Source organism: Euzebya sp., assembly GCF_964222135.1.
Classification (GTDB): domain Bacteria; phylum Actinomycetota; class Nitriliruptoria; order Euzebyales; family Euzebyaceae; genus Euzebya.
This window is the reverse complement of sequence record NZ_CAXQBR010000045.1, coordinates 111,985-137,696: the sequence shown is the minus strand read 5'-3', so window position 1 is coordinate 137,696 and position 25,712 is coordinate 111,985. Positions and strand designations below refer to the sequence as shown.

The following is a 25,712-nucleotide window of genomic DNA, read 5'->3' as shown; positions in this document are numbered from 1 at the left end:
CCCCGCCCCCCCCCCCCCCCCCCCCGACCGGTGGGACCACGCCGACGCCGAGGCCGCCCGCCCCCGGCGAGCCGACTAGTGTCCCCGCCCATGTGTGCTGACGACGTGACCGCCGGCCGGCTCGGGGCCGAGGCCGTGGAGGGGCTGCTCGCAGGGGTCGCCGCCGCCGACGAGGCGTACCGGCGCGACTGGCCGGGTCGGCCGGCGGGCCGCCAGCCCGTGCAGGTCCTGTACGTCCCCGCCGACCGGGTGACCGCCACGACCGCCGTCGAGGCGGGCCGCACGGCCGCCGACCTGCTCGCGCGGTTCGCGCCGAGCACCGCGCGCTTCGCCGAGGTGATGGGCCTCGGGTCGAGCGGTGCGGCGGGCGAGGTCCGGGAGCGGGTCGCGGCCAAGCTCGACCACGAGCCGGTGGAGGACCTGCGGATCGACTTCGAGGACGGCTACCTCGACCGGGACGACGCGGAGGAGGACGCGGACGCCACGCGGACCGGACGTGCGCTCGGCGAGGCGCACCGCGACGGCACGGCACCGCCGTTCGCGGGCCTGCGCGTGAAGCCGTTCGCCGACGGGCGGGCCCGGCGGAGCGTGGCGACGCTCGACCGGTTCCTCTCCGCCATGCTCGACGTCACCGGGTCCCTGCCCGAGGGGTTCGTGATCACGTTCCCGAAGATCGTCTCGCCGGCGCACGTCGGGGCGTTCGTGGACGTGCTCGCCGCCCTCGAGGACGCCCACGGCCTGGCGTCGGGGTCCCTCGCGTTCGAGGCGCAGATCGAGACGACGGCCTCGGTCCTCGGGCCCGACGGCCGGGTCGCCCTGCGCGACATCCGGGACGCCGCCGCCGGCCGGTTGCGGGCGGTCCACTTCGGCGTGTTCGACTACACCGCCGCGCTCGGGTTGCCGGTCGACGGCCAGCGCCTCGACCACCCCGCCTGCGACATGGCCCGCCACCTGATGCAGATCACCTTCGCGGGTACCGAGGTGCGGCTGTCCGACGGGTCGACGAACGTCCTGCCGGCGGCGGAGGCGGACGCCGACCTCCACCGCGTGTGGCGTCGCCACAGCCGGCACGTCGCCCACTCCCTCGCGCACGGGTTCACCCAGGGCTGGGACCTGCACGCCTCCCACCTCGTCAGCCGGTACGCGGCGGTCTACGCCCACCTCCTCCACGGGCTCGACGGCGTGCTCGACCGCTTGGCGGCGTGGCGGGCGTCGGAGCAGCGCGGCGGCGTCGCGGACGAGCCGGCCACGGTCACCGTCCTCGAGCGGCGGGTCCGACAGGCCGTCGAGTGCGGGGCGATCGACGCCGCCGTGGTCGACGCCCGACTGGGCTGAGCCGACGGCGCCCGGCCGCCCGTGGCACCCCCGCCCGTAACACCGCCGTCACGTCCGTCCCGATAGCGTGCGGCCATGGCCGAGGACGTCCGGTGCGACTGACCCCCCACGAGCAGGAGCGGCTGCTGGTCCACGTCGCCGCCACGCTGGTCGCGGAGGTGCAGGTCGAGGCGACGTTCCCCGACGGCACGAAGCTCGTGACCCTCCACGACCCGATCGGCCCGGGGGCGAGCGGCCCGGACGACGCGGCGCTGATCCCCGGCGAGGTGGTCGCCGACGGCGACCCGATCGTGCTGAACCTCGGGAGGGGCACGCTCGCGCTGACCGTCGAGAACACCGGCGACCGGCCCGTCCAGGTCGGCAGCCACTACCACTTCGCCGAGGCCAACCCGGCGCTGGCGTTCGACCGCGACGCCGCCCGCGGCCATCGGCTCGACATCCCCGCCGGCACCGCGGTCCGCTTCGAACCGGGCGTCACCCGCACCGTCGACCTGGTCCCCCTCGCCGGTCACCGGGCGGTCTGGGGGCTGCGCGGCGCGGTGGCCGGGCCCCTCGACGCCGACCGCACGGGCGCGGACCCCGCCGATGGCTGAGATCCCCCGCCGGCGCTACGCCGCCCCCTACGGTCCCACGGCCGGCGACCGGATCCGTCTGGCCGACACCGACCTGTGGATCACCGTCGACGAGGACCGCGCCGCCGGCCCTGCGCCCGGCGACGAGGTGGTCTTCGGCGGCGGCAAGGTGATCCGCGAGTCGATGGGCCAGTCGATCGCCACCCGCGCCGACGCGCTCGGCAAGGCGGGCAACCCCGACGTCATGGACGGCGTCCACCCCGACCTCGTCATCGGCCCCTCCACCGAGGTCATCGCCGGCGGCGGGCGGATCCTGACCGCGGGCGCCGTCGACAGCCACGTCCACCTGATCGCACCGCAGCTGCTCACCACCGCGCTCGCGAGCGGGATCACCACGATCATCGGCGGCGGCACCGGACCGGCGGAGGGCACGAAGGCCACGACGGTCACCCCCGGCGCGTGGCACCTGTCGGCGATGCTGCGGGCCCTCGACGACTGGCCGGTCAACGTCGCGCTGCTCGGCAAGGGCAACACCGCGAGTCGCGAGGCCCTCGTCGAGCAGGCCCGCGCGGGGGCCTCGGGCTTCAAGCTGCACGAGGACTGGGGCACCACCCCGGCGGTCATCGACGCGTGCCTGTCGGCCTGCGACGAGCTCGGCGTCCAGGCGGCGATCCACACCGACACCCTCAACGAGGCCGGCTACGTCGACTCGACCCTGGCGGCGATCGCCGGCCGGTCGATCCACGCGTACCACACCGAGGGCGCCGGCGGCGGGCACGCCCCGGACATCATCACCGTGGCGAGCCACCCGAACGTCCTGCCCTCCTCGACGAACCCGACCCGGCCGCACACGGTCAACACCGTCGACGAGCACCTCGACATGCTGATGGTGTGCCACCACCTCAACCCGTCGGTGCCCGAGGACCTCGCGTTCGCCGAGTCGCGGATCCGCCCCTCCACCATCGCCGCGGAGGACGTCCTGCACGACCTGGGCGCGATCGCGATGATCGGCTCGGACTCCCAGGCGATGGGCCGCATCGGCGAGGTGGTCATCCGCACCTGGCAGACCGCCCACGTGATGAAGCGCCGGCGGGGTCCGCTGGCGGGCGACAGCGCCACGTCGGACAACCACCGCGTCCGCCGCTACGTCGCCAAGTACACGATCGCGCCGGCCGTGGCCCACGGCCTCGACGCCGAGGTCGGCTCGGTCGAGCCCGGCAAGCTCGCCGACCTGGTCCTGTGGGACCCGCGCTTCTTCGGCGTCAAGCCCGACCTCGTCTTCAAGGGCGGCGCGATCGCCTTCGTCCAGGTCGGGGACATGAACGCCTCGATCCCCACCCCGCAGCCGGTGATGCCGCGACCCATGTTCGGCGCGACACCCGCGGTGGCGCACGCCACGAGCGTCAGCTGGGTCGCCCCCGCGGCGCTCGAGGACGGCCTGGCCGACCGCCTCGAGCTGGGACGCGCGCTGGTGCCCGTCGCCGACTGCCGCCGCGTCACCAAGGCCGACCTGCCCCTCAACACCGCCACGCCGGACATCGCGGTCGACCCCGACAGCTTCGCGGTGACGATCGACGGCGAGCTGATCGAGGCCGACCCGGCCATCGAGCTACCCCTCGCCCAGCGGTACTTCCTGTTCTGACCCCCTGCCACGGCCCTCAGCGGGACTCGGTCCAGACGTAGTCGATCTGGGCGGCACAGGCCTCGGCCAGCCCGCGATCGCAGAACCGCTCGACGAGGTGGAGGGCCATCGCGATACCAGACGCGATCCCGCCGGAGGTGACGACCTCGCCGGCGTCGACCCAGCGGACGTCGTCGCGGACGTCGACGCCAAGGGCCGTCAGGTCGGGCACGTCCTCCCAGTGCGTGGTGGCGGGCCGGTCGCCCAACAGGCCGGTGCGCTGCAGGAAGAACGCGCCGGTGCAGACCGACGCGAGCACGGGGGTCGTCGGTGCGAGCGCCGCCAGGTCCGGGTCCGGGCGGGACCCGTCGAGGTCGATCGCACCGGGGACCACGAGCACGTCGAGGGGCGGGGCGTCGGCAGCCGTGACGTCGGGGGTGACGGTCATGCCGCCGTAGGCGCGGACCGGCCCAGGACCGATCGTGACGAGCTCGAACGGGGCCTCGTGCCCGCGGCGGGCGGACAGCCGGTTGGCGGTCAGGAGGACCTCGTAGGGGCCGACGAGGTCCATCAGGTCCATCCGGGCGAACGCGAGGAGCCCGACGGTGAGTGGTGGGGTCGCCACGGCGTCACCCCGAGGTGCGTCGGGAGACCCGTCGACCTGACGGGTCTCCCGACACACCGGAGACCTGGGCGGGCGCGGCGGCAGCGTCCACGTCGGTCCCCTCGAACGCGTACCCCTCCTGGGCCCAGCCCCACACGCCACCGAGCACCTCGCGCACCGGCCGGCCGAGGGCGGCGATCGCGGCGGCGGCCTTGGTCGCGCCGTTGCAGTGCGGGCCCCAGCAGTAGGTGGCGAACTCCGTGCGGTCGTCGAACGCGTTCAGGGCCTCGGCGGTGATCTCGCGGTGCGGCAGGCTGATCGCCCCGGGGATCCGGCGGGCGGTGTGGTCGGCGCGGCTGCGGGCGTCGACGACGACCAGGCCGGGCTCGCCCAGCCGGGCGTGGAGGTCGGCGCAGTCGGTCTCGTGGGCCAGTCGGTCGGCGAAGTAGCGGTCGGCGAAGTAGCTGGTCATGGCGTCACTCTGCACCGGACCGCCACGACCCACCGGCTGCTGCCCTGCCACCTCCCGCACCGATCCGGCCACGACCGGCTGTCAGACCGCGACGGTCGCGATCACGATCGCGGTGTTGTCGCCCAGGCCGGCCTCCTCGCACCAGCCCATCAGGGTCTCGGCGTCGGGCGCCTCGGCGATCACCTCGTCCGGGTCGGGTCCGAGGGCCGCCACGACCCCGTCGGAGCAGACCACCACCCGGTCCCCGGGCTCGGCGGGGACCACGACGTGCTCGGGCTCGGCCGGCGTGCCGGCGCCGAGGCAGCGCAGCAGCCCGCCGAGCGGGCCGGCGTGGTCGACGGTCCGGGCGACGATCACCCCGTCGCGGACGACGTGGCCGCGGGAGTCGCCGCACCAGCCGAGCACGAGATCCGACCCGTCCAGCGCGGCCACGACGGCCACCGCCCCGGGATCGCGGCGGGACCCCCGGCCGATGCCCTCGACCGCCTCCCCGGCTGCGACGATCGCGGCGTCGACCTCGGCGGCGGTGCGCGGTCGCCGGTCCGCCAGGACGGCGATGGCGGTGTCGGCGGCCTGGTCGCCCCGCTCGTGCCCGCCCATCCCGTCGCAGACCACGAGCAGGTCCGCGTCGGCGGCCAGTCGGTCCTCCTGGTGGTCGCGCGGTCCCTGGGCGATGGCGGTGGTCACGTCGTCGAAGTGCACTGGCGGGCTCCCCGTGGTCGAGATCCCCCACGTCCTGCCCATCCGGCCCCCAGGCCACCCCTCGGGGGTCGCACCGCCCCGCCGCCCGCGTGCAGACTGCCCGTGTGCCCACCCCCTCCCCCGCCCTGCTCCTGCTGGCCGACGGCCGGTTCCCGTCGGGCGCGCACGCGCACTCCCTCGGGCTCGAGGCCGCCGTCGGCCGGGGCCTGGTCGGCGAAGTCGAGGACCTCGCGGGCTGGGTGGAGGGGTGCCTGCACACCACCTGGCGGCTCGAGGCCGCCGCGTGCGCCCAGGCCGCCCGGCTGGCCGTCGGCCCGTCCGGGCTCGACCCCGCCGCGTGGCGCCGGCTGGACGTCGAGCTCGAGGCGCGGATCACGTCGGCGCCGCTCCGCCGCACCGCCCGCGTGCTCGGCCGCCAGCTGCTCCGGAGCCGTCATCGACACCGCCGGCGGGGACAAGATCCCGCGGAAGGGCGGTCCCGGCGTCACGACCGCCGACCTGCTCGTCATCACGAAGACCGACATCGCCGCGCTGGTCCACGCCGACCTCGACGTGATGGACCGCGAAGCCCGCGCCCGCCGCGGCGACCGCCCCACGGTGTTCACGTCGCTGGTCGAACCCGACGGGGCCCGCCCCGTCATCGACTGGCTGGCGCCCCTGCTCGCCGCACGCCGGGCGACGGCGCGGGGGGCGACCTGAGCGCGACCCCGACCCGGACCGCCAGCCGGGTCGCCACCTGCGACCCGGCACCCAGGCGGTGGTGCGGTCGGTGGCCGCCACCGTGGCCCTGCCCGGCGACGGCCGCCCGTCGACCCAGCGGGTCGAGGTCCACGTCGGCGCCGGCGCCCGGCTGGCCTGGCTGCCCGAGCCGCTGGTCGCCGCGGCCGGCTCCGACCACACCGCGGTCGCCACCGCGCACCTGGCCGCCGACGCCCAGCTGGTGTGGCTCGACGAGGTCGTGCTGGGACGCCACGGCGAGCCGGCCGGCGCGCTGACCTCGACGCTGCGGATCGAGCGCCACACCCCCGACGGCCCCGTCGCCCTGCTGCACCACGGCCTCGACACGCGCCTGCCCGGCTGGTCCTCCGCGCCGGTCACGGCCGGCCACCGGGTCAGCGCGCTGTGCGCGGTCGTCGGCGTGCCCCTCAGGTCCCCCCGGCCGGTGCCCGCCGTCGCGGTGGCGACCTCTCAGCTGGCCACGGATGTGACCGCGCTGGTCGCGCTCGCACCTGACCACGCGTCCCTCCGCCTGGCGCTGGCGGACCTCGACCGCCGGTGATCGCGCCGCGGTCTGCGATACTGCGGGTCCCACCGGGTCGTCCGACCGGTCCGCACGGGAGCGATCGATGACCAGCCACCGACGCGCGGGCCGCGAGCTGCGGGGCCCCGCGGACCAGCGCACCATCCGGGACCACAACCTGGCCCTGGTCCTGCAGCACGTCGCCGCGGCCGGGGAGAGCTCGCGGGCCCGGATCGCCGAGGGCACCGGGCTGAACAAGACGACCGTCTCGAGCCTGGTCGCCGAGCTGATGGACCGCCGGCTGCTCCGCGAGGACGGCACCCGCCACGACGGGGCGGCCGGACGTCCCGCGGTCAGCGTCCGCCTCGACGACACCCGGTACGTCGGCGTCGGGATGGAGATCAACGTCGACTACCTGGCCGTCGCCGTCGTCGACCTGCGCGGCGGCGTGCGCGACGAGCAGGTCGTGGTCGACAACTTCCGCCACCACACCGCCGAGGACTCCCTGGCCCGGTTGTCCGGGCTGGTGGCCGACAGCCTCGCCCGGCTGGCGGCGGACGGCCTGGTCGCCGTCGGTGCCGACCTCGCGCTGCCGGGGCTGGTCGACGCCGAGCGCCGCCGCCTGCTCATCGCGCCCAACCTCGGCTGGCGGGACCTGGACGCCGCGGCGCTGGTCGAGGCGGGGCTGGCCGAGTCGGGTGTCGCCGCAGCCGGGCTGGAGCGGGGCGGTTGGTCGGTCCACGTCGACAACGAGGCCAACCTGGGCGCGCTGGGCGAGCGCTGGGAGGGCGCCGGGACCGACCTGTCGGACGTCATCTACGTCTCCGGCGAGGTCGGGGTCGGCGCCGGCATCATCATCGGCGGCGAGCTCCACCGCCCCCGCACGGGCTTCGGCGGCGAGTTCGGCCACATGGCGCTCGTGCCCGACGGGCCACCGTGCTCGTGCGGCAGCCGCGGGTGCGTCGAGACCGCGGTCGGGCTGGAGGCCACGCTCCGCCGTGCGGGGCTGGACGTGGACGAGGTCATGTCGGCGACCGGTGGGGCGACCGCGAGCGGCCCGGCCAGCACCCTGGCCGACCTCGCCGCGCAGGGGGACCCGGCGGTGCGGGAGGCCCTGGAGGAGGTCGGGGGGCACCTCGGCGTGGCGCTCGCGTCCGCGGTGAACCTCCTCGGCCCCGAATCGGTCATCCTCGGCGGCTACTTCGCCGCCCTGCACCCCTGGCTCGAGCCGGCGATCAGCCGCGAGCTGTCCGCCAGGGTGCTCGGTGTCGCGCACCGCCCGATCTCGGTGCGCCCCTCGGTCCTCCAGCGGGTCGCAGCGGTCCGCGGCGCCGCCGGGCAGGTCATCCGGGGGTTGCTCGCCGACCCCTCCCTGACCCCCAGATCTGCGGCCTAGCGCCGTGGGCGGAGCCACCCCACAGATCTGCGCGTCCCGTCGGCCGAGCCACCCCTCAGATCTGAGGGCCAGGTCCGCCGGCGGAGCAGACCCTCAGATCTGAGCCCCCCGCGGCCCCGGATCACCACTCCCGACGGTTCAGCGCCTCGAGGTCGCCGGCGACGGCGGCGAACCGCTCGCCGAGCGCCGGGTCCGGCGTGATCGGGTCGATCTCCTCGGCCGGCGGGGCCCAGCGGCGGGCGTGGTCGTAGGGCGACCCGCCCTCCACCAGCGACGCGGCCTGCGCCGCCGCTCCGAGGGCCACCCACTCATCGGGGGGAGGGATCCGCAGCGGACGGCCGCTCAGGGTCGCGATGGCCCGGCGCCACGCGGTCCCGGCCGCCCCGCCGCCGACCAGCCACAGCGGCGTGCCCTCGTCGACCGCGCCGGTCAGCTCGGCGATCCGGTCGACCGCGACGAGCAGGGCGTGGCTCGCGCCCAGGTAGGCGCCCCACAGGATCTCACCTGCTGTGGTCTCGTGGGTCAGCCCGACGATGCTGCCGCGGGCGTGCGGCAGGTTGGGCGTCCGCTCGCCGTCGAGGTAGGGCAGCACGACGGCGTCGCCGCCCACCTCCACCGCCTCGCGGTCCAGCCCGAGGAGCTCGGCGATCCGGTCCACCGCCAGGGTGCAGTTGAGGGTGCACGCGAGCGGCAGGTGCCGGTCGGTCGCGTCGGCGAACCCCGCCACCACGCCGGAGGGGTCGACCACCGGCCGGTCCCCCACGGCGAAGACGGTCCCGGAGGTGCCGAGGCTCATCGCCGCGTCCCCGCTCCGCAGGCCGAGGCCCATCGCGGCCGCCGCGTTGTCCCCCGAGCCGGGTCCGACGGGGATGCCGGCGGGGATCCCCCGCCGCTCGGCCGCCGCGGACGTCACCTCGCCCGCCGGCCCGCCGACGACCACCTCGGGCACCTGGGCGGGATCCAGGCCCAGGTGCTCGAGGACAGCCGACTCGAGTCCCTCGTGGTGGCTCGACCACCACCCGGTGCCCGAGGCGTCCCCGCGGTCGGTGACCGCCCGGCCGGTGAGGCGCAGGTTCAGGAAGTCGTGGGGCAGGCACACCGTGGCGGCGCGGGCGGCCACCTCCGGCTCGTGCTCGCGGAGCCACGCCCACTTGGTCGCGGTGATCGAGGGGACGGGCACCACGCCGACCTGCTCGGCCCACCAGCTCGCGCCGAAGTGCTCGACCAGGGCGGTGGCCTGCGCGGCGGACTGGGTGTCGTTCCACAGCTTCGCCGGCCGCAGCGGGTCGCCGGCGTCGTCGAGGACCACCAGCCCGTGCTGCTGCGCCCCGACGGCGATGGCGGCGACCGCGTCGCCACGACCGGTGGCCGCCCTCGCCGTGGCCAGGGCATCCCACCAGCTGGCGGGATCGGACTCGCGGGCGCCGTCGCGCCCGGTGACGGTGTGCGCGGCACGACCGCGAGCCACCACCCGGCCGTCGTCGGTGTCGACGACGACGACCTTCGTGGCCTGTGTGGAGGAGTCGACGCCCGCGACGAGGGGCATCGCGCTAGCGGGCCTGCTCGATGACCCGGCTGACCCGGCGCTCGAGCTCCTCCTGGCGACCCGACACGGCCTGGGGGCGCAGGTCCTGGTCGGTGACCAGCCCGTGGAGGCTCGCGAGGTCGTGGGTCCCGTCGAGGATCCCCCGACCGAGCTCGCCGTCCCAGCCGGCGTAGCGCTCGGCCACCGGGCCGGTCAGCGTCTCGTCGTCGATCAGGGCCTGGGCGACGAGCAGCGACCGCGCCATCGTGTCCATCCCGCCGATGTGGGCGTGGAACAGGTCGGTGCGGTCGAGGGACTGGCGCCGCAGCTTCGTGTCGAACATGAACCCGCCGGTGTCGAACCCGCCGCCCTTCAGGATCTCGTACACGACCAGGCTCATCATCTCGACCGACCGCGGGAACTGGTCGGTGTCCCAGCCGAGCCGGTCGTCACCCTGGTTGGCGTCGATCGACCCGAAGATCCCCGCATCGATCGCGACGGCGACCTCGTGGGCGAAGTCGTGGCCGCTCAGCGTCGCGTGGTTGCCCTCGATGTTGACCTTGTAGCGGTCGTCGAGGCCGTGGCGCTGCAGGAACGCGTGGACGGTCGCGACATCGTGGTCGTACTGGTGCTTGGTCGGCTCCTGCGGCTTCGGCTCGAGCAGGAGGGTGCCGGTGAAGCCGATCCGGTCGGCGTGCTCGGCGACCAGGTGCAGGAAGCGGCCGAGCTGCTGGCCCTCGCGGCGCAGGTCGGTGTTGAGGAGGGTCTCATATCCCTCCCGGCCGCCCCACAGGACGTAGTTCGCGCCGCCGAGGCGGTGCGTGACCTCGAGGGCGTTGCGGACCTGGGCGGCCGCGTGGGCGAAGACCTCGGGGTCGGGGTTGGTCGCCGCTCCGGCGGCGTAGCGGGGGTGGGAGAACAGGTTCGCGGTGCCCCACAGCAGCTGGACGCCGGTCTCCTCCATCTTCTTGCCGGCCTCGTCGGCGAGCTCGTCGAGGCGGGCCTGGCTCTCGGCCAGCGAGTCCGCCTCGGGCGCCATGTCGTAGTCGTGGAAGCTGTAGAACGGGGCGCCGAGCTTGCCGAAGAACTCGAACGCCGCGTCCATCTTCTGGCGTGCCGCCGCCATCGGATCGTCGGTCGGGGCCAGCCACGGACGGTCGAAGGTGCCGGCGCCGAAGACGTCCGATCCCGGCCAGTGGAAGGAGTGCCAGTAGCACACGGCCATGCGCAGGTGGTCCCGCATCGTCTTGGACCCGACGACGCGGTCGGCGTCGTACCAGCGGAAGGCCAGCGGGTTGGTGGAGTCAGGTCCCTCGTAGGCGATGGGGGCCGTGACGTCGGTGAAGAACACGTGCGGGTCCAGTCGTGGTCATGACGGCTCGGGGTCGCCGGCCGCAATTAGGTGGGAGCGACAACTAATATGCTATTCGAGGTTCCCGACACGGTAAAGGGCCGAGCGGGCGGACCAGGAGGCAGGCTGTGGACGTGACGCTGAGCGCCGGCGGGGATCGCGTCGTCGTCGACGCGCGAGGTCGGATGACGTCGTTCGTCGCCGGTGGGGTCGAGCGGCTGCTGACCGCGCCCCCGCGGCCCGAGGACCCCGCGGCGGACTACCAGTGGGGCTCGTTCGTGATGGCGCCGTTCGCGGGGCGGATCGCCGACGGGGTGCTCGACGTGGGTGGCACCCCCGTGCAGCTCGAGCGGCGGCTGGGCGACCACGCGATCCACGGGCTGGTCATGGACCGGCCCTGGGAGGTGGCCGCACAGGACGGGACGGCGGCGACCCTGACGTGTGAGGTGGACGGCCCGCTCGCCTGCCGCGTGACCCAGGTCCTGCGCCTGGCCCCGGGGGAGCTGGCGCTCGAGCTGGGTGTGACCGCGCACGTCGACGACCTCCCCGCCTGGGTGGGCTGGCACCCCTGCTTCCGCCGCGACCTGGGCGAGGTGGCCGTGCGGGTGGTGGCCGACCACGTCGTCGTCGTCGACGAGCGGTCGCTGCCCACCGGCGAGCGGGTGCCGGTCGCCGGCGACACCGACCTCCGCGACGGACCGGTCGTCGGCGACCGGCTGCTCGACCACCCCTACGTCGACGTCCGGGGTCCGGCGGTCGTCCGCTGGCCCGACCTCGAGCTCGAGATGGCCTTCCCCCCTCCCCTGTCGAGCGCGGTGGTCTTCACCCAGCCGGGGGTCGTCTGCGTCGAGCCGCAGTCCGCCTGGCCCGACGCGGCCCGCCTGGCGGCCGCCGGCCACGACACGGGGGTCGTGACCCTGGCGCGCGGCGAGTCCCTGACCGCGCAGACGACCTGGCGCTGGGCCGCCCGGTAGCTCAGCCGCGAGCCCGGGCGGAGAGGCCGGCCACGAACACGCCGAGCACCCACTCGAAGGACGCGTCGACGTCGACGTCCAGCCCGAAGCCGCCGCCGAGCTCGATGGCGGCGAACCCGTGCAGGACGCTGCGGAGCCCGCGGGTGGCGTGGATCGCCTCGGTCCCCCCCACGCCGTGGTCGCCGAGCGCACCGATGACGACGTCGACGACCTCTGCGGCGGCGGCGGCGTGCTCGGCGTCGTCGGGCTCGGGTGCCCGCACGGCCATGGCGTGCAGGCCGGGGTGGGCCAGCGCGAACCCCCGGTAGGCGCGGCCGAGGGCGACCACCCGCTCCCCCTCCCCCGCCCCGTCGGCAGCCGCGGACAGGGCCCCGCCCAACTGCCGCACCGCGTGCACCGCCAGGTCGCGCCGCAGCCCGGCCAGCCCCTCGACGTGGTTGTACAGCGAGGGGGTGCGGATCCCGACCGCGTCGGCGACGGCGGCCAGCGTCACCGCCTCCGGCCCGCCGGCGTCGACGAGCGCCGCAGCCGCGTCGACGACGCGGTCCCGCGTGACCCCGCGACGCGGCATCAGCGGGTCTCCGCCACGTGGGCGACGATGGCGGGGAGCGCCTCGTCGGGCGCCTCGACGTGCGGGTAGTGGCCAGCGCCCTCGACCAGGTGGACCCGTCCGCGTGCGCGCCCGTCGACGCGGGCCGCGATGGCTGCCGCCTCGGCGGCGGGGTCACCGAAGTCGGGGTCGGCGGTCCCCATGACGACGAGGGTCGGCGCGGTGATGCCGTCGAGGGCGGCGTCGACCTCGACGCAGTCGGTGGCCGCCATCGCCCGGAGGGCCGCAAGCCGGCCCGGCTCGCGGATCATCGCGCCGACGTGCGCGACCCTCGCGTCGAGGTCCGCCGGCGGGCGGCGGTGCAGGCGGCGGAACCAGGCGGTCCAGGCGCGCGCGCCCCAGGGGCGGGCCAGCATCGCCGACAGGGCGAGGCGCTGGACGGCGGGGACGGGGAGGTCCCGGACGAACGGGCCGATGAGGGTCAGCCCGGCGACGAGGTCTGGGCGGGTGCCCGCCGCCCAGGCGACGGCCGAGGCGCCGTAGGAGCAGCCGATCAGGTGGGCACGCCCATCCGGTTCGGCCGGGTGCCCGACCGGGTGCTCGATGAGGTGCTCGACGAGGGCGACGACGTCCGCGCCGGCCTCGGGGCGGGTGTGGTCGGTGAAGGTCGTGTCAGATCCCCCGTGCCCGCGGAGGTCGAGCGTGGCGACGCGGTGCCCGGCGGCGACGAGGGCGTCGGCGAGGGCGTCGTAGTCCCGCCGCGTGTCGCCCATGCCGGGCACGCACACGACCAGGGGGCCGGCGCCGCGGACGTCGTAGGCGAGGGTTCCGCCGGGGCGCGGGAGGCGGTCAGCGGCGGGTGCGGTGGTGGTGATCTCGTCCATGCCGCCATACTAACCCTATTAGTATTAGCTGCGCAACACCCGGTTTCGCGGCCGACGACGAGGGGCAGTCCGGAGGCATGCCCTCGCGCCCCCGGGCCGCCCGCGGCCGTCCATCCGACGGCGCCTCCCCCGTCGACCTGGAGCGGGTCCACGTCGAGCCCTTCGTCCACCTCGCCGGCCTGGACCTCGACGACCACGGCGAGCCGATCTGCATCAGCGCCCGCACCCCCGACGGGCAGGACGCGGCGCTGCCCATCACGATCCCCCGGAGCACCGATGGCCCCTGACCCCGCACCCAGCGACATCCCCGGGCCGCTGGCCGAGCTGGCCGCGGCGCACGGCGTCGCCACCCGCTACCTCGACGCCGACGACGTGCCGCACACCCCGCCGGCGACCACGGTGCGGGCGGTGCTCGAGGCGATGGACGTCCCCTGCGCCGACGACGAGCAGGTCGCGGCGTCCCTCGCCGCCGCCGAGGAGGCGCCCTGGCGCCGCACGGTCGCGCCCACCGTGGTCGTGCGCGCCGACGGCGACCGGTCGGTGACCGTGACCCTCCCCGACGGGGAGGGGGAGGTGGCGGTCCACCCGGAGTCCGGCGCCGACCCGGTGGTGCTGGACCCGACCCCGACCGACGAGCGCCGCACCCTCGACGGCGTCGACCGGATCCGCTGCACGGTCGAACTGCCCGACGACCTGCCCCTCGGCGTGCACCGGCTGGTCGTCACGGCTCGCGTGGGCGACGCCGAGCAGCGCGACGAGGCCCACCTCCTGGTCGTCCCGGCCACCTGCCCCGCACCGGACGACCGCCGGCGCTGGGGCTGGCAGGTCCAGCTCTACGCGATGCGCAGCCGGTCGTCCTGGGGCATCGGGGACCTGGTCGACCTCGCCGTCCTGGCCCGCGAGGCCGGGCGGACCCACGGGGCCGACTTCATCCTGCTCAACCCGCTGCACGCCGCCACGCCCGTGGTGCCGCAGGAGCCGAGCCCCTACTACCCCTCGAGCCGGCGGGCCTGGAACCCCCTCTACCTGCGACCCGAGCGCTGCGACGGCTGGGACGTGGCCGAGGGCGAGGACCGCGACCGCCTCCTCGCCCTCCAGCGCCGGGGGCTCGACCTGACCCAGACCCCCCTGATCGACCGGGACGCCGTCTTCGAGGTCAAGGACGCGGCGCTCAGGATCTGCGCGGCGCAGCCGCGGGGGGCCGAGCAGCAGACCGCGTTCGAGACCTACGTCGCCCGTGGCGGCGAGGCGCTCGACCGGCTCGCGCTGGCCTTCGCGCTGGCTCGCGCCCACGGCGCGGAGGTGAGCGGGTGGCCCGAGCCGCTCCGCCGCGGCGACGCCGACGCGGTCGACGCCGCCGCAGACGAGCTGGCCGACGAGGTCGACCACCAGCGCTGGCTGCAGTGGCAGTGCGACGTCCAGCTGGCCGCCGCCCAGCGCACGGCGACCGAGGCGGGCATGGCGATGGGCCTGATGACCGACTCGCCGTCGGGGTCGACGCCGAGGGGGCGGACGGCTGGACCCTCGCCGGCACCCTCGCGACGGGCATCACCGTCGGCGCGCCCCCGGACCCCCTGGCCCAGCGGGGCCAGGACTGGCGGCTGCCCCCGCTGCGCCCGGACCGGCTGGCGGCGACCGGGTACGCGGCGTTCCGCGAGCTCATCGGCCAGAACGTCCGCCACGCCGGCGGCCTCCGGATCGACCACGTCATGGGCCTGTTCCGCCTGTTCTGGATCCCCGAGGGCGTGGAGGCGACCGACGGGACCTACGTCTACACCGACGCCGAGGCGATGCTCGGCTGCCTGGCCCTCGAGGCCCACCGCGCCGGGGCGGTCGTCGTCGGCGAGGACCTCGGCACGGTGGAGGAGGGGGTCCGCGAGGCGATGGCGGAGCGGGGGATCCTCGGCTCGGCCGTGTTCTGGTTCGAGCAGCCGGCAGGGGCCACGCAGGGGTCCGACCTGGACCGGCCCGCGACGACCCGGGAGTACCGGCAGCTGGCCCTCACGTCGGTGACCACCCACGACCTGCCGACCGTCGCCGGGTGGGCGGTCGGTGAGCCGAGCCGCATCCGCGCCGCCACCGGGCAGCTGACCACCAGCGCGGAGGAGGACGCCGCCAGGGCCGCCGAGGAGCGGACCGCGCTGCTCGACCTGCTCGTCGCCGAGGGGGTGCTCGACGAGGGGGCGCGCACGGACGCCGGGGCGATCGCCAGCGCGGTCCACGCCTTCGTGGCCCGCACCCCGTCCCTGCTGGTCGGGGCGGGCCTGGCGGACGCCATCGGGGACCTCCGCCAGCCGAACCTGCCCGGGACCGGCCAGGAGACCTACCCCAACTGGCGCCTCCCCCTCGCCGTGCCCCACCCCCGCGGCGACGACATCGGCGGCCTGCTGCCCCGCTCGGCCCCCCTGCTGCTCGGCGAGCTCCTCGCCGACCCCGGCGTCACCGAGCTCGCCGCCGTCCTGTCCGCCGGGCGGCAGCGCTGAGCCCACGGGGGACGTGCCACACTCGGGCGCCGCATGGCCGCCGTCGATCCCTCCCCCTCCCCCGACGGCCAGGTCGACCGCGCACCCCTCCCCCCGGAGGTCAGGCGCGCCGTCGCGGCGGTCGTGATCGCGCGCGTCGGCATCAACGCCGGCATCCGGGTCGTGTACCCGTTCCCGCCCGCGATCGCCCGGGGGCTCGGGACGACCCTCGACCGGGTGGCCGACCTGACGGCGCTCGGCAGCATCGTCGGCGTGCTCGCGCCCCTCGCCAGCCGGCTGGCCGAGCGCGTCGGGCGCCGCGCGGTCATGCTCGGCGCGCTGGCGGCCACCCTGGCCGGGGCCGCCACGCTCGGGGTGGCCCCGTCGGTCGCGGTCGCCGCGGTCGGGTTCGCGCTGATCGGCCTCGGCAAGCCCGGCTTCGACGTGCCCATGCAGGGGTGGTTCGGCGCCCGGGTGCCCTACGAGCGGCGCGGACGGGTGCTCGGGACGGTCGAGCTCACGTGGGCCGGCGGCCTGCTCGCCAGCGTGCCGCTCAGCGGGTGGCTGATCGCCCGGACCTCGTGGCGGGCGCAGTTCGCCGTCGTCGCGGTCCTGGTCGTCGTGGGGCTCGTGGCCGTCACGACCCTCATGGACGGGCAGGACCACCGCGCCGAGGGCCGCCGCGCCGACCTCCGCTGGACCCGGCCGCGCATCGCCCTCCTCGTCGTCGTCGGCCTCTTCAGCCTGGCCGCGCAGGGCCTCTTCGTCGTCTACGGCGCGTGGCTCGAGACCGACATCGGCCTCGACGTCGCCGGCATCGGCCTGTTCACCCTGGTGGTCGTCGGCTCGGAGCTGGCCGGGGAGGGGTGGGTCGCCGCCGTCGGCGACCGCGTCGGCCTGCGGCGCTCGGTCATCGGCGCGCTGGTCGTGTCGGCCGTGGCCTACGCCGCCCTCGGCCTGGTCGGTGGAGCCCTGGCCGGCGCGATCGCCGTCGTGGTGGTGTGGTTCGTCGGCTACGAGGTCAGCATCGTCGCCTCGATCCCGCTGGCGACCGAGCTGGGCGGGGCCGGCCGTGACCGCCTGCTGGGCGCGATGGTCGCGGTCATCGCGATCGCCCGCGCCGCGGGGGCGCTGATCGCACCGGCGCTGTTCACCGCCGGCGGCATCGCCCTGGCCGGAGCGGCCGCCGCGGCCTGCGCGGCCGTCGGGGCGGTGGTGATGGCCGTCGCGGTGCCCGAGCCCGCCGACGTGCCGGACGGCGGCGCGACCCCCTAGGCTCACCGCGACCGCCTGCCGACCCGAGCCGATCCGTGCCGATCCAAGGAGCCGCCGCCATGTCCGTCCTCGACCTCTTCAGCCTGAACGGCCGCGTGGCCATCGTCACGGGCGCCTCCTCGGGCCTGGGCGTGCACGCGGCGACGGGGATGGCGGAGGCCGGCGCGGACCTGGTGGTGGTCGCCCGCCGGGCGGAGAAGCTGGCGGACACCAAGGCCGCGGTCGAGGCGGCGGGTCGCGAGTGCGTCGTCGTCACCGGGGACGTGGCGGACCCCGTGACCGGCACCCGGGCCGTCGAGGCGGCGATGGAGGCCTACGGCAAGGTCGACGTGCTGGTCAACAACGCCGGGATCGGGACCGCGGTCCCGGCCACGCGCGAGACGCCGGAGCAGTTCCGCCAGGTCATCGACATCAACCTCAACGGCTCCTACTGGATGGCCCAGGCGTGCGGGCGGGTCATGGAGCCGGGGTCGTCGATCATCAACATCTCCTCCATCCTCGGCATCACCACCGGCGGCCTGCCCCAGGCCGCCTACGCGTCGTCGAAGGCCGGGGTGCTCGGGCTGACCCGCGACCTCGCCCAGCAGTGGACCGGTCGGAAGGGCATCCGCGTGAACGCGATCGCGCCGGGCTTCTTCGAATCCGAGATGACCGACCAGTACCCCGACGGCTACCTCGACCAGGTGATGCACCGCGTCCCCGCGGGTCGGACGGGCAACCCCGAGGAGTTCGTCGCCGCGGTCGTGTTCCTGGCCAGCGACGCGTCCGGCTACTGCACCGGCGCTTGCCTGCCCGTGGACGGCGGGATCCTCCTGACATGACCTGACCGCCCATCATCCGATCGGTTGATCCCGATCGCGCCACCCGGCCATCCCGGGACCGCCGGGGAGGGGATGTGGCGGGCCTGGGGCCGCACCTACCGTCGAGCGCACAGTCGAGCTGGGAGCGTGCGCATGGCGGTCATCGAGGTCCGCGATCTGGTCAAGTCCTACGACGGCAGGCCCGTCGTCGACGGCGTGTCCCTCACCGTCGACGCCGGTGAGGTCTTCGCCATCGTCGGCACCAACGGGGCCGGCAAGACCACGACGGTCGAGTCGATCCTCGGGCTCCGCCGCCCGGATGCCGGCACGATCCGCGTCCTCGGGATGGATCCCCAGCGGGATCGGGCGGCGGTCGCCCTGCGCGTGGGCGCCCAGCTGCAGGAGAGCCGCCTGCCGGCGAAGATCACCGTCACCGAGGCGCTCGAGCTGTACGCGTCGTTCTACCCCGACCCCCTCGACGGCGAGGAGCTGCTCGCGGACCTCGGGCTGACCGAGAAGGCCGACGGCCGCTACGCCCAGCTGTCCGGCGGGCAGCGCCAGCGGGTCAACGTCGCGCTCGCGCTGATCGGCAACCCCGAGATCGCCGTGCTGGACGAGCTGACCACCGGCCTCGACCCGCAGGCCCGGCGCGAGACCTGGTGGCTGGTCGAGCGGATCCGCGACCGCGGCGTCACCGTCGTGCTGGTCACCCACTTCATGGAGGAGGCCGAGCGGCTCGCCGACCGCGTCGCGGTGTTCGACGCCGGCCGGATCATCGCCACGGGCACGCCGACGTCGCTCACGACCGGCGCGTCCGCCGAGCAGCGGCTCCGCTTCCGGCCCTCCCAGCCGGTCGACGACGCGGTGCTGCGCGCCGTGGACGACGTCAGCGACGTCGCGCGGCACGGCGACCGGGTCGAGGTCCTCGGCACCGGCGGCGTCATCCAGGCCGTCCTGGCGGCCCTCACCCGCGACGGCGTCGTGGCCGAGGAGCTCCGCGTCGACCAGCCCTCCCTCGACGACGCGTTCGTGGCCCTCACCGGCCGCCCGTCGCACGCCGACCAGCTGCAGAGGAGCACCCAGTGAGCGCGACCACCACCATGACCGCCACCGAGACCCGGCTGTTCCTGCGCGAGCCCGGTGCGGTGTTCTGGGCCCTGGCCTTCCCAGCGCTGCTCCTCGTCGTCCTGGGGACGGTCTTCCCGGGGGCGCAGGACCCGAGCGAGGACCTCGGCGGGGCCCGGCTGGTCGACCTGTACGCGCCGATCGCGCTGACCCTCGGCCTGCTGACCGTCGGCACGAACACGCTGCCGGTCGCGCTCGCCACGTCCCGCGAGCTCGGCGTGTTCCGGCGCCTGTCGATCACCCCCGTCCACCCCCGGTCCCTGCTGGCGGCGCACCTCGCGGTCCAGGTGGGTGCGGCCGTCACCGCGGCGGTGATCGCCGTGGCCGTCGGCGTGGTGGCCTTCGACCTGCCGGTGCCCGAGGCGCCGCTGTGGTTCGCCGTCGCGTTCGTGCTGGCGGCCGCGGCGTCGCTCTCGATCGGGCTGCTGATCGGGTCGACGGCGCGGACGACGGCGGCCGGCCAGGGCATCGGCATGGCGGTCTACTTCCCGCTGCTGTTCTTCGCCGGCGTGTACTTCCCCCGCGAGGTCATGCCCGACGGGTTGCGGCTCGTCAGCGACCTGACGCCGGCTGGCGCGGCGGTCCAGGCCCTGCAGGACAGCTGGTGGGGCAGCCCGCCGACGGCGTCTAGCCTGCTCGTCATGCTCGCCTGGACGGTCGTCACCGGAGCCGTGGCCGCACGGCTGTTCCGCTGGGGATGAGCACTCCCGGCGGTCTCGCCGCACCCAGCCCGTGGGACCGGGGGTTCGACCGCCTCGCCGCGTGGTCCCCGTACCTCACGCTGGCGGTCGCGACCGCGGTCGCCATGACCGTCTCCGGCCCGCGGGACGGTGCCGCCGGCACGCTCGGGCTGGCCGCGCTGGCCGCCGCCTGGTCGGGGGTGCTGGTGGGCGTCGATCCGGCACGCGCCGACCGGCCCGTGGGGCTGGTCAGGCTCCACTACGCCGGCATGCTCGCGTTCGGGCTCGTCCTCAGCCTGCGGGAGCCGGTCTACTTCGTCTACGTCATCAGCGGCTTCTTCCAGGCCCACGTGATGCGGAGCTGGTGGCTGACCACGGCCGGCGTGGCCGCGACCTCGCTGCTGGTGAACATCCAGATCGTGGCGCACGACCCGACCGGGGAGAGCTGGACCACCTACGGCATCGTCGTCGCCATCCAGACCGCGGCGATCACCATGGGGATGCTCGGCGGCGAGAAGCTGAACGAGCTGAGCGAGCAGCGGCGCGGGGCCCTCGCCGAGCTCGAGGCGGCCCAGCGGGAGAACGAGGGCCTCCACGCCCGCCTGCTCGCCCAGGCGCGGGAGGCCGGGATCCTCGACGAGCGCCAGCGGATGGCCCAGGAGATCCACGACACCCTCGCCCAGGGGCTGACCGGCATCATCACCCAGCTCGAGGCGTCCCGTCAGGCCGGCGAGCCCGCCGACCGGGACCGCCACGTCGGCGTGGCCGCGCAGCTCGCCCGCGAGACCCTCGCCGAGGCCCGGCGCTCCGTCGACGCGCTCCGGCCGGGAGTGCTCGAGGTCACGCGGCTCGCCGGCGCCCTGGCCGAGGTGGCCGGCGGGTGGGCCGCTCGGACCGGCGTCGCCGCAGAGGTGGCCACGACGGGGACCGCGCACCCCCTCGACCCCGACGTCGAGGTCGCGCTGCTGCGGATCGCCCAGGAGGCGCTCGCGAACGTCGAGCGGCACGCCGCCGCCAGCCGCGTCGCGGTCACCCTGTCCTTCATGGACGACGAGGTCTCGATCGACGTGGTCGACGACGGGGTCGGCTTCGTCGCGGACGACCCCGGCGCCCGGCACGGCTTCGGGCTCGTCGGCATGCGCGAGCGGGCGGGGCACGTCGGCGGCCGGCTCAGCGTCGAGTCGACCCCAGGGGAGGGGACGGCGGTGTCCGCCACCGTCCCGGTGTCCCCAGGTGCCGCAGCGGAGGGGACCTCGGCCGTCGCCGGATCCGTGGGGGCGACGGGTGGGTGAGGCCGAGGGCACGCGCCCCGTCCGGGTGCTGATCGTCGATGACCACCCGGTTGTCCGCGACGGGCTGCGGGGCATGTTCGCCGGCACCGAGGGCATCGAGGTCGTGGGAGACGCGGGGGACGGCGCCGAGGCGGTGGCCCGCTCCCGCGCGCTCGACCCGGACGTGGTGCTGATGGACCTCCGGATGCCGGGCGTCGACGGGGTGTCGGCCATCCGCGCGCTGGCCGAGAACGGCGTGGCGGCCCGTGTGGTGGTGCTGACCACGTACGACACCGACTCCGACGTGCTGCCCGCCATCGAGGCCGGCGCCACCGGCTACCTGCTGAAGGACGCGCCGCGGGACGAGCTGCTCCGCGCCGTCCGGGCGGCCGCCGCCGGCGAGGCGGTCCTGTCACCGCCGGTGGCGACGCGGTTGATGGGGCAGGTGCGCCGCCCGGCGGGCGCTGGGGTCAGCGACCGGGAGCTCGAGATCCTCCGCGCCGTCGCACGCGGCGAGACCAACGGCCAGATCGCCCGCGCCCTGTTCATCAGCGAAGCGACCGTCAAGACCCACCTGGTCCACCTCTACGCGAAGCTCGGCGTCAACGACCGGGCGGCCGCGGTCGCCGAGGGCTTCGAGCGGGGCCTGCTCGTGCCCGGCGCCGGCGCCTGACGGCTCTCCCCTCCCTCGGGCACGGATCGACTCCGCACCTGCACGGATCGACTCCGGAGGGTCAGGCGCCCCGCCCTCCCCGGGGCACGGATCGACTCCGCACCCCCACGGATCGACTCCACTGGAGGGGGTGGAAACCCGCTGACCAGGGAGTCCGGGCACAGATCGGCACTCACCCGTGGACCGAGCCCCTCTCCCGGAGTCGATCCGTGCTCGCGAGGCGCGCCTGCCCACGGTCGTGGGGCCGACCAGACCCCTCCGGGAGGGGCCGTCGGAGTCGATCCGTGGGAGGTGGGCGCGGACTGCTGGTGCCCGGCGCCGGCGCCTGACGGGCCCGGTCAGACCAGGGCCCGGTCAGACCAGGCTGACCGCCCGGACCCCCGAGGCGCCGATCGCCGACGCGATGTCGTCGAGGACGTCGGCGGGGATGGCGGAGTCGACGGTCATGACGACGAGGGCCTCGCCCCCGGTGTCACGACGCCCCACCTGCATCGACGCGATGTTGATCCCGGCGTCGCCGAGCTTGCCGCCGATGATGCCGACCACGCCGGGTTTGTCGGTGTAGCGGAAGAACACCATGTGGTCCGCCGGCTCGGTGTCGATGTCGAAGTCCCACACCTGAACGAGCCGCGGCTTGTGGGCGGGGCCGACGAGGGTGCCGGCCACCGCGTCCTCCCCCGCCGTGAGCCGGACGAGGGACACGAAGTCGACCGACTCCTCGGAGGTGAGGGTGGACAGCACCAGGTCGCGGTCGCTCGCGATGAGGGGGGCGTTGACGAACGTCACCGGCTCGTGCACCACGTCGGTCAGGAGCCCGCGGAGCGCTGACAGGTTCAGCGCCTGGGTCTCCTCGCCGGCGATCCGGCCGCGGTACTCGACCGTGACGTCACCGGTGGTCCCGTGGCCGCCGGCGATCGCGGTGAGCAGGCGGCCGAGGGTCTCGGTCAGCGGCATGTAGGGCTTGACCGCCTCGGGGATGCCGCCGCCGACCTGGACGTTGACCGCGGAGGGGACGAACTCGCCGTCGAGGGCCAGGGCGACCGCCTCGGCGACCTGGGTGCCGGCCTTGTCCTGCGCCTCGTCGGTCGATGCGCCGAGGTGCGGGGTCGCCACCAGGTTCGGCAGGCCGAGGAGCGGGCTGTCCCCGGGCGGTTCGCTGTCGAAGACGTCGAGGGCGGCCCCGCGGATCCACCCCTCGGTCAGGGCCGCGTGCAGCGCCGACTCGTCGACCAGCCCGCCGCGGGCGGCGTTGACGACCAGCCCGCCGGGTCCGAGGGCCTGCAGCTCGGCCTTCGAGACGATGCCGGTCGTCTCCGGCGTCTTCGGCAGGTGGATCGTGATGATGTCCGCCGCCTCGCAGACGCCCAGGACGGTGGGGACGAGCTCCACGCCCAGCCGGGCCGCCCGCTCAGGCGTGACGTAGGGGTCGTAGGCGACCAGGCGGACGCCGAAGGCCATCAGCCGCTGGGCGACCAGGGTCCCGATGCGCCCGAGGCCCAGCACCCCGACGGTCTTGCCGGCCAGCTCGACGCCCTGCAGCGTCGACCGCAGCCACTCCCCCCGGCGGAGGGACGCGTCCGCCTCGGGGACCCTCCGGGCCAGGCTGAGGAGGAGCGCCACCGCGTGCTCGGCGGCGGAGATGATGTTGGACTGCGGGGCGTTGCAGACCAGGACGCCGCGGGCGGTCGCCGCCTCGATGTCGACGTTGTCGAGGCCGATCCCCGCGCGCGCGACGACCTTGAGGTTGTCCGCCGCGGCCAGGACGTCGGCGTCGATGGTCGTGGCCGACCGCACGACCACGGCGTCGTAGGCGCCGATGGCCGCGACCAGCTCGTCCTTGGGCAGCCCGGTGCGCACGTCGACGTCGAAGCGCTCGCTGAGCAGCGACACGCCGGCGTCGCTGAGGGCGTCGGCAACGAGGACCTTCACTGGGCAGCACAACCTTCCGAGACTCTGACCACCGGTGCGGCGCCCAACGATAGGCGGGTCGGCCCGCCCGGCACGTCGCCGAACCGTGGCAACCCGGCCGAGGCCCGTCGCCGCGTCAGCGGGGAGCGGGGATCGCGGGTCCGACCGGCCCCGCCACCAGGTCGCGGTCGCGGGCGCGCAGCCAGCGGGTCACCTCCGCGGCGGGCTGGGGGCGGGCGAACAGGAAGCCCTGCCCGACGTCGCAGGAGAGCCCCGCCAGCTCGGCGGACGCGGTCGCGTCCTCGATGCCCTCCGCCACGACCGTCAGCCCCAGGTTGTGCCCGAGCTCGATGACCGAGCGGACCAGCGCGGTGTCCTCGGGCGAGTCGAGCATCGCCGCGACGAACGTGCGGTCGACCTTCAGCTCCGAGACCGGCAGCCGGCGCATGAAGCCCATCGAGGAGTACCCGGTCCCGAAGTCGTCGATGGACAGGGTGATGCCGGCGTCGTGCAGCCGCTCGAGGATCACGAGGGCCTTGGCGGGGTCCGCGGTGATCGAGCTCTCGGTGATCTCGAGCCGCAGGAGGGCCGGCGGCACGTCGTGGGCGGCCAGGGCCCGCTCGACGCGGTCGGGCAGGTCGTCGCGGTGCAGCGACCGCGGTGAGACGTTGACCGCCACCTGGACCGGCTGACCCTCGTCCAACCAGTCGCGGACCTGGTGGAGGGCGAGGTCCAGGACGACGTCGGTCAGCCCGTCGATCAGCCCGGTCTGCTCGACCACCGGCAGGAACGCCGCGGGCGGCAGCAGGCCGCGGGTCGGGTGCTGCCAGCGGACCAGCGCCTCGACCCCCGCGAGCGCCCCGGTCCGCAGGGACAGCTTCGGCTGGTAGTGGAGCACCAGCTGGTCGTCGATCAGGCCGCGCCGCAGCTCGGCGAGGAGCCCGAGCCGCGACGGCGTGTTGGTGTCGGCCGACGGGTCGTAGACCTCCACGCCGGTCTTCAGGTCCTTCGCGGTGTACATGGCGATGTCGGCCTCCCGCAGGCAGGCGTCGATCGTCGGGCGACCCGTCTGGCCGTCGCTCACCGCGACCCCGACGCTCGCGTCGACGGCGAGCTCGAACCCGTCGATGCTGAACGGCGCGGTGAGGGCGGCGACCAGCCGCTCGGCTGCCGCGCAGGCCGTCGCGGGGTCCACGCCGGGCACGAGCACCGCGAACTCGTCCCCGCCCAGGCGCGCCACGACGTCATCGTCGCGCAGCTCCGCGGTGATCCGCGCGGCGACCTCGACGAGCAGCCGGTCGCCGTAGGCGTGGCCCAGGGTGTCGTTGATCTCCTTGAAGCGGTCGAGGTCCATGACGAGCACGGCGAGGGGTTCCGCAGGGGTCGCGGTGGCCACCAGGGCCGCGCCCCGATCGAGCAGGGCCGCGCGGTTGGGCAGGCCGGTCAGCTCGTCGTGGTGGGCCTGGTGCGTCAGCTCGGCCTGCAGCTCGACGCGCTCGGTCACGTCGCGGCCGGTCAGGACGACCGCGTCGATCAGCGGGTCGGCACGCCGATCGGTCGCCTGCACCTCGATGTGACGCCACCCCCCGGTCGCGTGCGCGATCCGCACGGTGACCACGGCCGCCTGGTCGTCGGTCACCCCGTCGAGGAGGCCGTCGATCGCCGCGGCGTCGTCGGGGTGCACGGCGTCGCGCGCCACCATCCCGACGGCGTGTTCGGGAGGCCACCCGAGCACGTCGCCGACCGATCGCGACGCGAAGCTGATCCTGCGGTCGGCGGCGACCAGCCAGGTCAGGTCGGACGACGCGTGGACGAGGGACCGGAAGCGGTGCTCGACGGCGAGCGCGCCGAGCAGGTCGTTGAAGGCCTGCGCCGTGCGGCCCAGGCCGTCCGCCGAGTCCACCACCAGCGCGTGCGCCGCCGGCGCCAGCTCGACGGCACCGCTAGCGGCCCCGGTCCGCAGCGACTCCGCCACCCGCGCCATCCTCACCACGAGGGCGTCCAGGCGACGCCCCACGACGCCTCGGGCGACCAGCCAGTTGAGCAGGGCGAGGAGCAGGCCAGCGGCGAGGCAGCTGGCCCAGAACCGCGGCGCGAGCGCGTAGGTGGCCGGCACGCCGAGCAGCAGGGCGAAGAACGGGAAGACGATGCCGATCGCCAACCCCAGCGAGGCCATGGCGAGCGCGAGGTCGACGAACGCGCCCCGGCGCGCCGATCGGTCACCCGGGGCCACCGTCGACCCAGGTCCCGTGCCCATCGCACCTGTGATCGGCCGGGACGGGCGCCACCTGA

At 75.4% G+C, this 25,712-nt stretch carries 22 protein-coding genes and 3 pseudogenes; 16 read left to right on the top strand and 9 right to left on the bottom strand.

The features are described from left to right. Positions 1-90 precede the first annotated feature (90 nt). Genes ACEQ2X_RS10750 through ureC form a run of 3 tightly spaced genes read left to right on the top strand, consistent with a single transcriptional unit; the run spans position 91 to position 3,549 of the window. The gene (locus ACEQ2X_RS10750; protein WP_370325811.1) at positions 91-1,335 is read left to right on the top strand and encodes an aldolase; all 1,245 of its coding nucleotides are present in this window, start codon (positions 91-93) and stop codon (positions 1,333-1,335) included. Beyond that, the gene (locus ACEQ2X_RS10745; protein WP_370325810.1) at positions 1,290-1,928 is read left to right on the top strand and encodes an urease subunit beta; all 639 of its coding nucleotides are present in this window, start codon (positions 1,290-1,292) and stop codon (positions 1,926-1,928) included. Before ACEQ2X_RS10750 ends, ACEQ2X_RS10745 begins: the two co-directional genes overlap by 46 nt. Beyond that, a complete protein-coding gene (gene ureC / locus ACEQ2X_RS10740; RefSeq protein ID WP_370325809.1) occupies positions 1,921-3,549 on the top strand; it encodes an urease subunit alpha in 1,629 nt (542 codons plus the stop codon). The genes ACEQ2X_RS10745 and ureC overlap by 8 nt, the downstream gene beginning before the upstream one ends. A 16-nt stretch (positions 3,550-3,565) precedes the next feature. On the opposite strand, the gene ACEQ2X_RS10735 is transcribed toward ureC, so the two are convergent. The 3 genes from ACEQ2X_RS10735 to ACEQ2X_RS10725 form a co-directional block, all read right to left on the bottom strand. After that, entirely contained in the window at positions 3,566-4,153 is a 588-nt protein-coding gene (locus ACEQ2X_RS10735) for a DJ-1/PfpI family protein (protein ID WP_370325808.1), read from the bottom strand. 4 nt (positions 4,154-4,157) lie between these two features. Then, positions 4,158-4,604 carry a rhodanese-like domain-containing protein gene (locus ACEQ2X_RS10730; RefSeq protein ID WP_370325807.1) on the bottom strand — a complete coding sequence of 149 codons (447 nt, stop codon included), beginning with the start codon at positions 4,602-4,604 and terminating at the stop codon, positions 4,158-4,160. Between the two features lie 81 nt (positions 4,605-4,685). After that, complete coding sequence (locus tag ACEQ2X_RS10725) at positions 4,686-5,291, bottom strand: PP2C family serine/threonine-protein phosphatase (RefSeq protein WP_372530559.1); 606 nt, start codon at positions 5,289-5,291, stop codon at positions 4,686-4,688. A gap of 104 nt (positions 5,292-5,395) precedes the next feature. Here ACEQ2X_RS10725 and ACEQ2X_RS10720 point away from each other — a divergent pair. The 4 genes and pseudogenes from ACEQ2X_RS10720 to ACEQ2X_RS10705 form a co-directional block, all read left to right on the top strand. Next, positions 5,396-5,680, top strand: a pseudogene (locus ACEQ2X_RS10720) (urease accessory protein UreF); the annotation flags it as partial. Positions 5,681-5,738: 58 nt separating this feature from the next. Further along, positions 5,739-6,005, top strand: a pseudogene (locus tag ACEQ2X_RS10715) (GTP-binding protein); the annotation flags it as partial. A 37-nt stretch (positions 6,006-6,042) separates the two neighbouring features. Further along, positions 6,043-6,585: an urease accessory protein UreD gene (locus tag ACEQ2X_RS10710; RefSeq protein WP_370325813.1), complete on the top strand. Its 543-nt coding sequence runs from the start codon at positions 6,043-6,045 to the stop codon at positions 6,583-6,585. Positions 6,586-6,652: 67 nt separating this feature from the next. Then, entirely contained in the window at positions 6,653-7,942 is a 1,290-nt protein-coding gene (locus tag ACEQ2X_RS10705) for an ROK family protein (RefSeq protein WP_370325804.1), read from the top strand. Positions 7,943-8,063: 121 nt separating this feature from the next. Here ACEQ2X_RS10705 and xylB read toward each other — a convergent pair whose 3' ends face one another. Both xylB and xylA read right to left on the bottom strand, forming a co-directional pair. Then, the gene (gene xylB / locus ACEQ2X_RS10700; protein WP_370325803.1) at positions 8,064-9,488 is read right to left on the bottom strand and encodes a xylulokinase; all 1,425 of its coding nucleotides are present in this window, start codon (positions 9,486-9,488) and stop codon (positions 8,064-8,066) included. Positions 9,489-9,492: 4 nt separating this feature from the next. Then, the gene (xylA, locus tag ACEQ2X_RS10695; RefSeq protein ID WP_370325802.1) at positions 9,493-10,818 is read right to left on the bottom strand and encodes a xylose isomerase; all 1,326 of its coding nucleotides are present in this window, start codon (positions 10,816-10,818) and stop codon (positions 9,493-9,495) included. Positions 10,819-10,946: 128 nt separating this feature from the next. Here xylA and ACEQ2X_RS10690 point away from each other — a divergent pair, with 128 nt between their 5' ends. Then, on the top strand, positions 10,947-11,792 hold the full coding sequence (locus tag ACEQ2X_RS10690; RefSeq protein ID WP_370325801.1) for an aldose 1-epimerase: 846 nt from the start codon (positions 10,947-10,949) through the stop codon (positions 11,790-11,792). A 1-nt stretch (position 11,793) separates the two neighbouring features. Here ACEQ2X_RS10690 and ACEQ2X_RS10685 read toward each other — a convergent pair whose 3' ends face one another. Both ACEQ2X_RS10685 and ACEQ2X_RS10680 read right to left on the bottom strand, forming a co-directional pair. Beyond that, on the bottom strand, positions 11,794-12,363 hold the full coding sequence (locus ACEQ2X_RS10685; protein WP_370325800.1) for a TetR/AcrR family transcriptional regulator: 570 nt from the start codon (positions 12,361-12,363) through the stop codon (positions 11,794-11,796). Then, the gene (locus ACEQ2X_RS10680) at positions 12,363-13,226 is read right to left on the bottom strand and encodes an alpha/beta fold hydrolase (protein WP_370325799.1); all 864 of its coding nucleotides are present in this window, start codon (positions 13,224-13,226) and stop codon (positions 12,363-12,365) included. Before ACEQ2X_RS10680 ends, ACEQ2X_RS10685 begins: the two co-directional genes overlap by 1 nt. A 77-nt stretch (positions 13,227-13,303) precedes the next feature. On the opposite strand from ACEQ2X_RS10680, the gene ACEQ2X_RS10675 reads away from it, so the two are divergent. From ACEQ2X_RS10675 to ACEQ2X_RS10640, 8 genes and pseudogenes are all read left to right on the top strand, one after another. Next, the gene (locus tag ACEQ2X_RS10675; protein WP_370325798.1) at positions 13,304-13,513 is read left to right on the top strand and encodes a hypothetical protein; all 210 of its coding nucleotides are present in this window, start codon (positions 13,304-13,306) and stop codon (positions 13,511-13,513) included. Next, positions 13,503-15,709: pseudogene (gene malQ / locus ACEQ2X_RS10670) on the top strand (4-alpha-glucanotransferase). Before ACEQ2X_RS10675 ends, malQ begins: the two are co-directional and overlap by 11 nt. 33 nt (positions 15,710-15,742) lie before the next feature. Further along, complete coding sequence (locus ACEQ2X_RS10665) at positions 15,743-16,963, top strand: MFS transporter (RefSeq protein WP_370325797.1); 1,221 nt, start codon at positions 15,743-15,745, stop codon at positions 16,961-16,963. Between the two features lie 59 nt (positions 16,964-17,022). Next, positions 17,023-17,784: an SDR family NAD(P)-dependent oxidoreductase gene (locus ACEQ2X_RS10660; RefSeq protein ID WP_370325796.1), complete on the top strand. Its 762-nt coding sequence runs from the start codon at positions 17,023-17,025 to the stop codon at positions 17,782-17,784. Between the two features lie 132 nt (positions 17,785-17,916). After that, positions 17,917-18,849, top strand: coding sequence for an ATP-binding cassette domain-containing protein (locus ACEQ2X_RS10655; protein ID WP_370325795.1), 933 nt, complete (start codon positions 17,917-17,919; stop codon positions 18,847-18,849). Then, positions 18,846-19,589 carry an ABC transporter permease gene (locus tag ACEQ2X_RS10650; protein ID WP_370325794.1) on the top strand — a complete coding sequence of 248 codons (744 nt, stop codon included), beginning with the start codon at positions 18,846-18,848 and terminating at the stop codon, positions 19,587-19,589. The genes ACEQ2X_RS10655 and ACEQ2X_RS10650 overlap by 4 nt, the downstream gene beginning before the upstream one ends. Beyond that, on the top strand, positions 19,586-20,860 hold the full coding sequence (locus tag ACEQ2X_RS10645; RefSeq protein WP_370325793.1) for a sensor histidine kinase: 1,275 nt from the start codon (positions 19,586-19,588) through the stop codon (positions 20,858-20,860). Before ACEQ2X_RS10650 ends, ACEQ2X_RS10645 begins: the two co-directional genes overlap by 4 nt. Further along, positions 20,853-21,512 (top strand): response regulator, encoded by a 660-nt coding sequence (locus ACEQ2X_RS10640; protein WP_370325792.1) that lies wholly within the window; start codon positions 20,853-20,855, stop codon positions 21,510-21,512. Before ACEQ2X_RS10645 ends, ACEQ2X_RS10640 begins: the two co-directional genes overlap by 8 nt. A 354-nt stretch (positions 21,513-21,866) precedes the next feature. On the opposite strand, the gene serA is transcribed toward ACEQ2X_RS10640, so the two are convergent. Both serA and ACEQ2X_RS10630 read right to left on the bottom strand, forming a co-directional pair. After that, positions 21,867-23,441: a phosphoglycerate dehydrogenase gene (gene serA / locus ACEQ2X_RS10635; RefSeq protein ID WP_370325791.1), complete on the bottom strand. Its 1,575-nt coding sequence runs from the start codon at positions 23,439-23,441 to the stop codon at positions 21,867-21,869. A gap of 115 nt (positions 23,442-23,556) precedes the next feature. Then, positions 23,557-25,677: a putative bifunctional diguanylate cyclase/phosphodiesterase gene (locus ACEQ2X_RS10630; RefSeq protein ID WP_370325790.1), complete on the bottom strand. Its 2,121-nt coding sequence runs from the start codon at positions 25,675-25,677 to the stop codon at positions 23,557-23,559. Positions 25,678-25,712: the final 35 nt, after the last annotated feature.

Excerpts from the sequence above, each read along its gene's own strand:
- ACEQ2X_RS10750 (WP_370325811.1), top strand. The coding sequence starts at position 91 with ATGTGTGCTGACGACGTGACCGCCGGCCGGCTCGGGGCCGAGGCCGTG.
- ureC (WP_370325809.1), top strand. The coding sequence starts at position 1,921 with ATGGCTGAGATCCCCCGCCGGCGCTACGCCGCCCCCTACGGTCCCACG.
- ACEQ2X_RS10730 (WP_370325807.1), bottom strand. The coding sequence starts at position 4,604 with ATGACCAGCTACTTCGCCGACCGCTACTTCGCCGACCGACTGGCCCAC.
- ACEQ2X_RS10705 (WP_370325804.1), top strand. The coding sequence starts at position 6,653 with ATGACCAGCCACCGACGCGCGGGCCGCGAGCTGCGGGGCCCCGCGGAC.
- xylB (WP_370325803.1), bottom strand. The coding sequence starts at position 9,488 with ATGCCCCTCGTCGCGGGCGTCGACTCCTCCACACAGGCCACGAAGGTC.
- ACEQ2X_RS10685 (WP_370325800.1), bottom strand. The coding sequence starts at position 12,363 with ATGCCGCGTCGCGGGGTCACGCGGGACCGCGTCGTCGACGCGGCTGCG.
- ACEQ2X_RS10680 (WP_370325799.1), bottom strand. The coding sequence starts at position 13,226 with ATGGACGAGATCACCACCACCGCACCCGCCGCTGACCGCCTCCCGCGC.
- ACEQ2X_RS10675 (WP_370325798.1), top strand. The coding sequence starts at position 13,304 with ATGCCCTCGCGCCCCCGGGCCGCCCGCGGCCGTCCATCCGACGGCGCC.
- ACEQ2X_RS10665 (WP_370325797.1), top strand. The coding sequence starts at position 15,743 with ATGGCCGCCGTCGATCCCTCCCCCTCCCCCGACGGCCAGGTCGACCGC.
- ACEQ2X_RS10660 (WP_370325796.1), top strand. The coding sequence starts at position 17,023 with ATGTCCGTCCTCGACCTCTTCAGCCTGAACGGCCGCGTGGCCATCGTC.
- ACEQ2X_RS10655 (WP_370325795.1), top strand. The coding sequence starts at position 17,917 with ATGGCGGTCATCGAGGTCCGCGATCTGGTCAAGTCCTACGACGGCAGG.
- ACEQ2X_RS10645 (WP_370325793.1), top strand. The coding sequence starts at position 19,586 with ATGAGCACTCCCGGCGGTCTCGCCGCACCCAGCCCGTGGGACCGGGGG.
- ACEQ2X_RS10630 (WP_370325790.1), bottom strand. The coding sequence starts at position 25,677 with ATGGGCACGGGACCTGGGTCGACGGTGGCCCCGGGTGACCGATCGGCG.